The organism is Hafnia paralvei ATCC 29927, from assembly GCF_001655005.1.
GTDB classification, from domain to species: domain Bacteria; phylum Pseudomonadota; class Gammaproteobacteria; order Enterobacterales; family Enterobacteriaceae; genus Hafnia; species Hafnia paralvei.
In genome coordinates this window covers 323,254-335,142 of the sequence record NZ_LXET01000044.1, presented here as the reverse complement: position 1 = coordinate 335,142, position 11,889 = coordinate 323,254, and the positions used below count along the sequence as shown (strand labels likewise).

10 protein-coding genes are annotated in these 11,889 nt (G+C 49.0%); 2 read left to right on the top strand and 8 right to left on the bottom strand.

Annotated elements, in window-relative coordinates; all coding sequences use genetic code 11:
* Positions 1–59: 59 nt before the first annotated feature.
* The 8 genes from cdd to puuD all read right to left on the bottom strand — a co-directional run bounded on the left by cdd (position 60) and on the right by puuD (position 8,612).
* Positions 60–944, bottom strand: a complete 885-nt coding sequence (cdd, locus tag M988_RS13250; protein WP_039189573.1) for a cytidine deaminase — start codon at positions 942–944, stop codon at positions 60–62.
* Positions 945–1,144: 200 nt separating this feature from the next.
* On the bottom strand, positions 1,145–1,837 hold the full coding sequence (locus M988_RS13245) for a CidB/LrgB family autolysis modulator (RefSeq protein WP_039189576.1): 693 nt from the start codon (positions 1,835–1,837) through the stop codon (positions 1,145–1,147).
* Positions 1,837–2,244, bottom strand: coding sequence for a CidA/LrgA family protein (locus M988_RS13240; protein WP_064574505.1), 408 nt, complete (start codon positions 2,242–2,244; stop codon positions 1,837–1,839). Before M988_RS13240 ends, M988_RS13245 begins: the two co-directional genes overlap by 1 nt.
* 136 nt (positions 2,245–2,380) lie before the next feature.
* Positions 2,381–3,592, bottom strand: a complete 1,212-nt coding sequence (locus M988_RS13235) for an MFS transporter (protein ID WP_039189644.1) — start codon at positions 3,590–3,592, stop codon at positions 2,381–2,383.
* A 792-nt stretch (positions 3,593–4,384) separates the two neighbouring features.
* A complete protein-coding gene (locus M988_RS13225) occupies positions 4,385–5,665 on the bottom strand; it encodes an NAD(P)/FAD-dependent oxidoreductase (RefSeq protein ID WP_039189578.1) in 1,281 nt (426 codons plus the stop codon).
* A 5-nt stretch (positions 5,666–5,670) separates the two neighbouring features.
* A complete protein-coding gene (gene puuC, locus M988_RS13220) occupies positions 5,671–7,167 on the bottom strand; it encodes an aldehyde dehydrogenase PuuC (RefSeq protein ID WP_061060236.1) in 1,497 nt (498 codons plus the stop codon).
* Positions 7,168–7,259: 92 nt separating this feature from the next.
* Complete coding sequence (gene puuR, locus M988_RS13215; RefSeq protein WP_008812899.1) at positions 7,260–7,817, bottom strand: HTH-type transcriptional regulator PuuR; 558 nt, start codon at positions 7,815–7,817, stop codon at positions 7,260–7,262.
* Positions 7,818–7,829: 12 nt separating this feature from the next.
* Positions 7,830–8,612 (bottom strand): gamma-glutamyl-gamma-aminobutyrate hydrolase, encoded by a 783-nt coding sequence (puuD, locus tag M988_RS13210; RefSeq protein ID WP_008812900.1) that lies wholly within the window; start codon positions 8,610–8,612, stop codon positions 7,830–7,832.
* Positions 8,613–8,828: 216 nt separating this feature from the next.
* Between puuD and M988_RS13205 the strand changes: the two genes are divergently transcribed.
* Together M988_RS13205 and gabT are read left to right on the top strand one after the other, a co-directional pair.
* Positions 8,829–10,247: a glutamine synthetase family protein gene (locus tag M988_RS13205; RefSeq protein ID WP_008812901.1), complete on the top strand. Its 1,419-nt coding sequence runs from the start codon at positions 8,829–8,831 to the stop codon at positions 10,245–10,247.
* 231 nt (positions 10,248–10,478) lie between these two features.
* Positions 10,479–11,801, top strand: a complete 1,323-nt coding sequence (gene gabT, locus M988_RS13200; protein WP_064574504.1) for a 4-aminobutyrate--2-oxoglutarate transaminase — start codon at positions 10,479–10,481, stop codon at positions 11,799–11,801.
* Positions 11,802–11,889 lie beyond the last annotated feature (88 nt).

The following is an 11,889-nucleotide window of genomic DNA, read 5'->3' as shown; positions in this document are numbered from 1 at the left end:
TTTACAGGATTTCGCGGGAAATAAAGACGCAGAGCCGAATGGCTCTGCGAGCAAGCGGTTTAAATTTGGGTGTGTTCGACCCGAGTACAACCTAACGCGTTTAGCGTTGCTTGGGTGGCATCCCACTGTGAGAACATCGTGCTTTTAGTTTCAACCAATACAGCACGACGGATCTGCAACACATCTTTGCCGGACACGTTCATCAAGATCAGTGCCGCCTGAAGCGGAGGCAAGCTTGGGTTGAACGCGGCATTTTCAGCATAGCGACCGCAGTAAACGTTGCCATCTGCTGCTTCCAGCGCCACGCCGCTATAGGCTTGGCTGTATGGCGCATGGCTGCGGTTTGCCGCATCCAGCGCAGCTTGGGCCAGTACATCATCGCTGGCCAGTGACAGATTGTGATCTTCTTCATCCATCAACAGCGTTTTGATATCCAGATCGCGTGGCCCAAAGGCATCTGGCAGGTAATGCCCTAGCGTCGCTGGCTGGCGACCCGGTAAATGAATCGCTAGCTGAGTGCCGGTATTTAGCTCGTTCATAAACTGACGGCAGTGGCCGCAAGGCGTGTAGTTGACGGTAATGGACGCCAAGGCTTTTTCGCCGCGTAACCATGCGTGGGTGACTGCGCATTGTTCAGCATGAATAGTCTGCTGCATAGGGGCGCCCAAAAACTCCATATTGGCACCGAAATACAGGTTGCCGCTAACGCCGCGGGCAACTGCACCAACGTAGAATTTAGATATTGGCGCTAATGAGCAGGCCGCGGCTAAAGGTAGCAGGGCAAAAGCGAGTTCGCTGTCGTTCATGCCGGTCGCTTGTTTCAGGGTTTCAACCTGAGAAGCCGTAATGACAGCATGAAAATCGGCGTGATTAAGAATGGGTGAGAGCGCCGCCTGCAAAGCGGCTGGCAGTTGGCTGAATGCCGCGTCATAACGTGCGTGCATGGGGGAGCCTCTTAGTTAGTTACGGGAGAGTATTCTAGGCAAGCGATTGGCTTGTTTGTGTGATTTTTATCACTATTTTGATGTAACGGATGTAATGATTGTAAAAAATGAGAGATGTATCGCAGGGTTTTTGTGACTTTTGCTTCTTTTTCCACACTCTCACCGCAATGTGAAACGATGAGAGAGCGGAAAACTGTATTTTAGCTAAAGAGATGAATCAGGATGGGGAATAAAAAGGGGGCTAACAGCGAAGTGATTATCCCGCAGATAACCAGGGCTAATGAGCTGAATGCGCCTTCCTGAAAATCCATCTCAGCACAGCGTGCGGTTCCCAATGCGTGTGAGGCCGTCCCCATGGCTAACCCACGTGACGCCTTGGTGCTGATTCTCATCAGGTTTAATAGCATATGACCAAACACGGCGCCCACAATACCAACGAAAATAACGCAAACGGCGCTGATGGCTGGAATGCCACCAATTGATTGGGCGACAGCCATCGCAATCGGTGTAGTGACTGATTTAGGCAATATCGAGGCGGCAATTTGTGGTGTTGCCCCCATCCATAGCGCAATGACGGTGCCGGAAACCATCGCAGTAACACTCCCAATAAAACAGATAGTGATAATGGATTTCCAACGCGCGCGAATCTGGTGAATCTGTTCATAAAGCGGGAATGCTAAAGCCACTACGGCAGGTTGCAACAGGCTATTAAGCGTAGAGCTCCCCGCAAAGTAATGCTCATAGGGAATATTCAATGCTAATAGCAATGGAATAATAATCACCATTGAAACTAGCAAAGGATTTAATAACGGCATGTTGAGCTTTTGAGCGATGCGACGGGCACCGAAAAAAACCAACAGCGTTAGCGGCAATGACCACCAAATATAAGCCATTACTTTTCCTCCTCGCAGCCGTCTGTTGTCTCACCAATGATACGTTCACGATGGACCATATGAGAGCTATAGGCGACGACAACCATAATAACCAACGTGCTGATAAGGCATGACACGACGATAGGACCGAACTGCTTGACGACTACGTCATAATACTGCATCACACCGACGCCGATGGGCACGAACAGCAGCGCCATGTAGCGGATTAAAATGTTACAACCGGGCTTAACCCAATTTGCCGGCATAATCTGCGAGGCTAGGAGGGCGAATAAAATCAGCATGCCAATAATGCTGCCGGGAATGGTGATTGGCAGCAGCGTCGAGATCGCATTACCGGCGAATAAACACAGGTAAATTAATATGAACGCTCTCAAATACTGCCAGCAAACTGAAATTGCTTTTGACATCTGTGAATACCTAAGAAAGAAAACGCATTCATCATACAATTAAATTCAGAAATGTGCTACCGATCACATCATGAAAACAAGTTATCGTAATCATGCCATTTATGAAGGTTTATCTATCGAAGACGTAGCACTGGGATCAACCTTCAATGTGTTGGACAGAGGCACCGGAAAGTCGGTAGCCGTACCAGAAGAAGCCTAATCCCAGCAGCGAAACTGCCACTAGTACATAGAAAAGCGTAGTAGGTGGGGCGAAAGATAACAAAAATCCGCACAGGATTGGGTTTACGGCGCCACCCAAATTCCCCAGATTTTGTACTCCGTAGTAGCTCCCTTTTAAATGCGGAGGGGCAATAAAGTCGATAAACAGATATTCGACGGGGATAACGATCACTTCTCCGAGCGTGAAAATTGCCATTGCAACCATCCACATAGGAATGGAGCGATCGGCCAGCGCGAAACCCACTAAGCCAAAACAGAAAAATAGTGTGCCTGCGGTTAGCCAGCGAAGCAGGTTTTTATTATTCATATTTCGACTGAGCAGATACTGAAGACAAATCACTACGCTGGCGTTCACCGTCATGACGGAGCCGATCACCTGATAGGCAAACTGTGCGTTGCTGACGGTAATCAGATACTGAGAAAGATAGCCGGTGAATTGACCTGCGACCACGGCTCCCATTGTGCTACCGAGGGTGAAAAAGATTAAACGGCGATCGTGGCTCAGGATCTTAAATGTTGCGCTAAAGTTTAAGCGTTGTTCGGTAAAAACGGTATCGCCGTTATTGGGCGGCAAGCCATAGCCATCAAGACGCAGCCACAGGGTAAGACCCACGAAAAAAGCCAGCATGCCAGAAAGGAAAAAAGGCAGCATGGGGTAATAAGAGGCGGCAAATACGCCGAGCGCAGGGCCTACCGCCCAGCCAACATTGACCAGCGTGTAGTTCATTGAAAAACCGCGGATGCGTTCGCTTACCGGAAGCCATTCCGCGAAGCAGGCTTTGATGGCAATGCTAAAAACAGAATAGGCGGCGTGCAGCAAGGCAAGTACGGGTACCATCCACCACACGTTACCCAGCCAAGGCATTATGCAGAATGTCATGGCGAATAGCGCAATGCTAAGGATCATCAGGTGGTGTTTGTTAAATTTATCGACTAAGTATCCACCATAGAAGCTGCTCACAATGCCTATGGCGAGACTGATCCCTAAAATTAATCCAACGCTTTCAGGTTTTAAATGAAAATGCTCGGTCATATAGATAGTGATAAAAGGTAGGGTGATAGCACGACCAATAGTTAATACCAGTGATGATATTAGTAGCAGGGTAATTAATGGCGGAAATCCTTTCAGTCTCATGTATTGATTTCTTATTATGTGTGGTTTTACGAATGATGAAGCCGGTGACGAGCGCTATAATTATGGAGTGTATTAGAAAAATTCTAATCAGCTAGGGTAAACAATAAATTCAGTAAGTTATTTATAATTTGTGGCTTATTTGATGATCAATAACTGTCAAAAACCAGAAAGCATAAAGAAAATACTGCTTCAAAAAGTGATGGTGTAAAAGGTTTCAATGGCAATCCATTACCATTGGTTTTCGATACTAGCTTAAGTTACTTAGATGCGACAAGGAACTGCTGTGACCACTCATTAACTTGATTTTTATAGATGAATTTTATTGTAGGAAAGGGCGCTAAAGCGGTGCTAACAGTGAGGTACACGAGGCAGGGGTATGATTCTGGTTGAGATTTATTGCAGAAATCCAGCATTTCACTTTCATCAATAAGCGGCGTGGGGTCATATCTTGACTCATAATAAAAAGCCTTGGAAATCCATTCGTAATATTCATTGTAATTATAAATTAACTGCATAATATCCTCTCATCAATAATTTGAGTAAAACAAAAAATGCCAACGTGATATTTTGTTTTTAAAATGAGAGTAATGCCAGCGCTATTTTAATGTTTAATAATTACAGATTGTAATTTCCTAATATAAACTGGCCAATAAGAGACGAAATGGATGTCGGATAATGATAAAAATAATCACTCATCTCATGTGGGGTTATTTAAAGTCTATATTGCTTTTAACTAAAAAATACAAGAGCCTATACGGCTCTTGTATTTGACCAGATAAGAAAGAATTAAACGCCCAACCGATCGCGGATTGTATAATACGCTGCACCAATAGCGGTGAATGGAATCTGTAGATTTCTTCCCCCAAAGAACGGAAGGTGTGGCAGCTTAGCGAAGGCATCGAAACGTTCAGCATCGCCACGCAGGACTTCTGAAATCAGTTTCCCAGCCAAATGTGTACAGGTGACGCCGTGTCCACTATAGCCTTGCATGTAGTAAATATTGTTCTCAAGTCGGCCAAATTGCGGCATGCGTGATAGGGTGAGCAGGAAATTCCCTGTCCAGCGATAGTCGATTTTTACCCCTTTTAGCTGCGGGAATGTTTTCAACAGTTTTGGCACAATCAGATTGTCGATATCATCAGGATCGCGTGCACCATAGACCACACCGCCACCGTATAGCAGACGGTTATCCCCCGTCAGACGGTAATAATCGAGCAGATAGTTACAGTCTTCTACGCAATAGTTCTTAGGCAGTAATGACGCAGCAACCTCTGGTTGTAACGGCTCGGTGGTAACAATCTGCGTTCCGCATGGCATGCTGCGACGCGCTAATTCAGGTTCTACTTTGTTACCTAAATAGGCATTACCTGCGACGATGACGTATTTTGCCTGTACCTGACCTTTTTCGGTGATAACGGTTGCAGGCGTGCCGTGGTTGATCTTTACTACCGCAGACTGTTCAAAGATACGACCGCCCTGTAAGCGAATAGCTTCTGCTTCACCTAGCGCCAGATTTAAAGGGTGAATATGACCACCGCTGTGATCCAATAAGCCACCGACATAGCGGTCGGACGCTATTTCTTCACGCACTCGGTCTGAATCCAACAATTCGAGTTGAGTATTGCCGTAGCGCTCCCAATGGGCTTTCTGCTCGATCAAGGTGTGATATTGCTTGTTATTCAGCGCAACAAAAATACCGCCCGGTTGGTAATCGCAGTCGATCGCGTAGCGCTTGATACGTTGGCGAATAATTTCAGCACCTTCAAACATCATGCTGCCGAGCATTCTGGCCGTATCCATGCCATAGCGTTGCTCGATAACGTCAATATCGCGACTATATGAGTTCACCAGTTGACCGCCGTTGCGGCCGCTAGCACCAAAACCGATACGCGCAGATTCTAATAGCACGACGTCGTAGCCAGCTTCAACCAGATGCAGAGCGGAGGATAATCCCGTGTAGCCGCCGCCGATAATGCACACATCGCACTGGACGGATTCGGTTAACTGCGGATAGGGCGCGTGTGAATTCGCGCTGGCGGCATAATAGCTATTTACATGTTCTGTCATGATATTTACTCCAGCGAAATCCAGATGGTTTTTAATTCGGTAAATTTTTCTAAGGCATGCAGAGACTTATCGCGTCCGTTACCGCTTTGTTTATAGCCGCCGAACGGTACGGTCATGTCGCCATCATTGTAGTTGTTCACAAATACCGAACCCGCTTTGAGGCGGCGAGACATGCGGTGAGCTTTAGACAGATCGCGCGTCCAGATCGCCGCACCTAAGCCATAATCGCTGTCGTTGGCGAGCTCTAAAGCCTGCTGTTCAGTGGTAAACGTTGAAACGGCAAGCACAGGGCCAAAGATTTCTTCGCGCGCAATGCGCATGTGATTGCTGACATCGGTGAATATGGTCGGGCCGAGATAACTCCCGTGATCGCCTTGCGCGTGATCGCGCCCATCGAGATACAGCGTGGCGCCTTCGGCAATGCCTTGCTGAATATATTCTTGGACTTTAGAGCCGTGCTCAGCATCAATGAGCGTACCCATCACGCTTTCAGGATCGAGTGGGTTACCTGGCCGATAGGCCGCAGCCTGATCGCGCAAGGCGGCAAGAAATTCCTCTTTGATGCTTTCTTCTACCAGCAAGCGCGTACCCGCAATGCACACCTGTCCTTGGTTATAGAAAATGCCAGCCGCTGCATTGGCCGCGGCTTTTGACAAGTCGGGACAGTCAGCAAAAATGATGTTGGCACTTTTGCCACCGGCTTCCAGCCATACGCGTTTCATGTTGGAGTCGCCCGCGTCTTTCAGTAGCTGTTTTGCTGTACGAGTAGAGCCGGTAAATGTCAGCACATCGACGTCAGGATGGCGGGAGAGTGCCTGTCCTGCGTCCTGCCCGAAGCCTGAAATCACGCTAAGCACACCGTCGGGTAAGCCAGCTTCTTTGGCTAACCCCGCGATGCGCAATGCAGTGAGTGGCGATTTTTCTGAAGGCTTGAGTATGACGCTGTTGCCCACCGCCAGTGCGGGGCCGAGTTTCCAGCAGGCGAGTAGCAGTGGGAAATTCCAAGGTACAATGGCAGCTACCACGCCAACCGGTTCACGCTCAATCAAGGCCAGCGCATCTTGGCTGGTTGGGGCAATTTCGCCATAGACTTTGTCAATTGCTTCGGCATACCAACGCAGTGAGCGAATGGCGCCAGGGATATCATCGCGCAGGCTGTGGCGTATCGGCTTGCCGGTATCCAGTGTTTCCAGCAACGCCAGTTCCTCGTGATGTTGTTCCATCAAATCAGCCAGCTTCATCAATATGGATTTACGCTTAGCCGGGGTAGCGCGTGACCAGTCGCCGCGTTCAAAAACGTCTCGCGCTGCGCTAACAGCCTGATTCACATCGTGCTCATTTCCTTGAGCGACGCGCACCAGCTCACGCTGACCCGCAGGATCTTCCACTGAAAACTGTGCGCCATCGGCGGCCTGCTGATAACGGCCATTGATAAATAGTCGATTCTCAATCTCTAGGGCCTTCGCCCGTTGCTGCCAGTACTGCAAGTTGTGAAAGTCCATGCATTCCCCTTAATTGCCGCAGTGACAGGCTTCTCCGTGCGTTAGCCGTGAGGCCTGTATTTGGGTATTTATCTATGTAACTAACATATGCATTAGAAAGTCGTCGGCGTATGGGCGCTGATAATGCGGCATATACGCGCTGACGTATTACTGAAGCTATGGGGAATGCCAGTGTTAATGGCATAACTCTGTCCCGCTTCAAGGTGATATACCTGACCATTAATTGTCAGCATCACTTCCCCTTCCAGCAGGGTGCCAATTTCTTCACCCTGATGTTTTATGCGTTCACCGGTTGTGGTTCCGGGTTCGTAAGTCTCAATCATCATGGCCAACGTGCGGTTAGGGTTTCCGTTATGAATCAGTTTCATGGAAACCCCTTGGCTGCCAATTTCGATTAAGTCTTCGGCGTTAATCACAACCTGTGGTTCATCCGGTTTTTCCTGTTCGGCAAAAAACTCCGACAGCGACAACCCATAGACCTTGAGCAGTTTTTGCAAGGTGCTAATTGCTGGGCTGACTTTATCTTGCTCAATGGTGCTAATCGCACTGTGCGTTAATCCAGACAGTTCAGCTGCCCTGCGCTGTGACAAACCCAGTTGTTGACGGATATGTGACAGGCGTTTTCCTGGCGCCAAGCTGACATCGCTCATATGCATACTTCCTTATTGATAGTTCTTGTCAGGCTGGCTGTTTTTTTCAGCACTGGCTTTCTGACAAGCGGTGATAAAACCTTCAAACAACAAGCGGGATAGGGCGTATTCATCGCTGTTCCATTCAGGATGCCACTGCACGCCTAGAGCAAAGGGGTGATCGTGAACGCTCACGGCTTCCACTAATCCATCCGATGCTTTGGCTTCAACGCGCAGCAATGGCCCCAGCGTTTTTGCGCCTTGGCCATGCAATGAGTTAACCCAAAACTTGTTGCAACCCGGTACTAATTTTGAAAGCAAACCCCCATCTTGTACCAGCACTTCATGAGAAGGGGCATATTGTTGCTCAAGCGGTAACTCAGGATCTTCGCGGTGTTCCAACAGCTCAGGCTGTTCATAGAGACGTCGATAGAGCGTGCCACCGGTTGCCACCACCATTTCCTGTAACCCTCGGCAGATGGCGAAAAGGGGAATGCGCCTTTCGAGTGCGATGCTAATTAGCGCCAGACTCAAACTATCACGCCCAGGATCGGCGTCAGGCTCATCGCCGTTTTCACCATATAGGTGCGGCTGCACATTGCTTGGGCTACCCGGCAGCATAATGCCATCCAGATGAGGAAGAAGCGTTTCCAGTAATTCCGGCTCTGCTAGCGCATGGGGCAAAGCGACTGGCACGCCACCGGCATTCAATACGGCATTTAGGTACTTTTCTTGCAAGGTCTGCGTTAAGTGTCCGTGCACCCTGTTCCTACACATGACAACACCGATTACCGGCCTGTTAAATATATTGCCCATACCACCCTCTCCGCTTGGTCTAAATTATGAACACATTGCTTCCATACAGCGCTTTTCCGTTCAATATTTTCTCAATCTAGCAGTGGTACGTCCAATATTCAAACTAATTGCAACACTTGCGAAACATTTTATTTGCATCTACATTTCAATTGTGGACATTATATCGAGCAACTCAAAGGGTCAGATCCACGGTCTTCAATCAATGGCGGGTGAATCATGCAAACCAATATCGTAGAAGTTGAAAATTTTGTTCAGCATAGCGAAGAGAGACGAAGTAGCGCGTTTCAACGCGAAGTTAAAAATTATTTGGAACGCTATCCCTCGACGCAGCATGTGGATGTACTCCTAACCGACCTTAATGGCTGTTTCCGCGGAAAAAGAATTCCTGTTGCAGGTTTGAAAAAACTGGAGAAAGGGTGTTATTTCCCCGCCTCAGTGTTTGCGATGGATATTCTTGGCAACGTGGTTGAAGAGGCCGGTTTAGGACAAGAACTAGGCGAACCGGATCGCACCTGTGTGCCGGTATTGGGTTCGTTAACGCCGTCAGCGGCAGACCCTGAGTTTATCGGTCAGGTTCTTCTGACCATGCTGGATGAAGATGGTACTCCCTTTGACGTTGAGCCACGTAACGTACTGAATAATGTCTGGCAGCAACTACGCCAGCGCGGATTATTCCCCGTGGTAGCGGTAGAGCTGGAGTTCTATCTCATCGATCGACAACGTGATGCGGAAGGGTATCTACAACCGCCATGTGCGCCGGGGACGCAAGAGCGAAATACGCAGAGTCAGGTTTATTCCGTTGATAACCTGAATCATTTTGCTGATGTCCTCAGCGATATCGATGAGCTGGCAAAACTGCAACAAATTCCTGCCGATGGTGCCGTTGCTGAAGCCTCCCCAGGGCAGTTCGAAGTTAATCTTAACCATACCGATAACGTTTTGCAGGCTTGCGATCATGCGCTGTCTCTGAAGCGACTGGTGCGTATGGTGGCTGAAAACCATGATATGCATGCCACATTTATGGCAAAGCCTTATGAAGAACATGCTGGCAGTGGGATGCACATCCACATCAGCATGTTGGATAACAAAGGTCAGAATGTGTTTGCCGATGATGACGGCGAAGATTCTCTGCTATTGAAGAAAGCGCTTGCCGGGATGATGGCGTTAATGCCTGCCTCAATGGCACTGCTGGCACCTAATGTCAACGCTTTCCGTCGTTTCCAACCGGGAATGTACGTACCGACTCAAGCCTCTTGGGGGCATAACAACCGAACCGTAGCGCTGCGCATTCCGTGCGGCGATCGTGACAGCCACCGCGTTGAATATCGCGTAGCGGGCGCTGATGCTAACCCCTATCTAGTGATGGCCACGGTTCTTGCTGGCATTTTGCATGGCTTAGACAACGACCTCACGCTGGCTGAGCCGATCACCGGCAACGGTATTGAGCAGGAAGGTTTACCTTTCCCGATCCGCCAAAGCGATGCGCTGTATGAATTTGAAGAACAGCAGGCGCTGCGCTCACTGCTCGGAGAGCGTTTCAGCCATGTTTACCATGCTTGTAAGACCGATGAGCTAATTCAGTTCGAGCGTATGGTGACTGATACTGAAATTGACTGGATGCTGAAGAACGCCTGATCCCTTTATTTTTCAAACTGTAGATGTGTTGGCTGCCTTTAATCCCTCAGTTACTGACTGGCGTCAGCTTCAGGGGATTCATTCAGATGCCGCCTTTCTTCACTTTGAAATCTTTCGGGGATAGCCGGAAAAATGTTGTAACTCCACCTTAATTCCTCTTTTGTCAGAGGGCAGTGCGTACGGTGGGGGGAAGTCTGTATTCGAAATTCAAATTCAATTACGGAGCACATCATGTCTGAGAATCACAATCTGTCCGGTAATGGCACCAACCAATCGTGGCAGACGCGCCGTGAGGAAGCGGTGGCGGGCGGAGTTTCAACCTTACTGCCAGCGTTCATTCAAAAAGCGCGCAACGCTGAGCTGTGGGACATCGAAGGCAATCGTTATATCGATTTTGCAGCCGGGATCGCGGTATTAAATACCGGACATAACCATCCCAAAGTGATCGCGGCGGTGCAAGAGCAACTGACTCGATTTACTCATCCGTGCTTCCAAGTGACGCCGTATCCTGAATATGTTGAGTTGGCTGAGCGTTTGAATGCGCTGGTGCCTATTAAGGAAGCGACTCAGACACTGTTATTGACGACGGGAGCCGAAGCGGTTGAAAACGCCGTTAAGGTTGCGCGTATCGCAACGGGGCGCGGCGGTGTGATTGCGTTTCGCGGCGGTTTTCACGGACGCACCCTCATGGGGATGGCGTTAACGGGAAAAGTAGCACCGTACAAACAGGGATATGGGCCATTCCCATCGGGCATTTATCATGCGCCGTATCCTGCGCCATACCTCGGCATTACTGAACAACATGCTTTGGATGCGTTAGATGCCATTTTTGCCGCCGATATTGCGCCGACCGAAGTCGCAGCTATTATCATCGAACCGGTGCAGGGTGAAGGCGGTTTCTATGCGGCTCCGGCGGGCTTCCTCAAATCTCTGCGTGAGATTTGCGATCGGCACGGGATCGTCTTGATCGCAGACGAAATTCAGAGCGGTTTCTGTCGTACAGGTAAGACCTTTGCTATTGAGCATACCGGCGTAGAGCCCGATTTAGTGACTATGGCGAAAAGTCTGGCTGGTGGTTTCCCGCTGTCTGCGTTGGTCGGCAAAAAGCGTTTAATGGAAAAAGCGTTGCCGGGCGGATTAGGGGGAACCTATGCCGGTTCGCCGGTGGCGATTGCAGCGGCGCTGGCAGTGACGGATCTGATTAAGGATGAACAACTGAATCAGAAGGCACAACAGGTCGGTGAGCAGATCACCCGCGAACTACATGCGTTGGCTGAGCGTTTTGACTGTATTGGTGACATTCGCGCCGTGGGTGCGATAGTGGCTATGGAGTTAGTTGAAAACCGTGATGCGACTAAGCCGAATAAAGCACTGACTTCGGCGTTGGTGAAAGAGGCTGGTAAGCAGGGGCTGATTTTACTCTCCTGTGGCGTGCGCGGTAATGTCATTCGATTCTTAGCACCGCTCACAGCAGAAAAAGAAGTTATAAAAGAAGGTATGGAAAAGTTGGCTACGGCACTTTCTGTTGTCGCTAAAAAAGTGCAGAATGCATGACATAAAGATAACCGGCAGTTTACTGACGGTTATCTTTTTTTTATCACTGAAGCGATGCGTAACACAACCCATCGATGGTGAACAAACG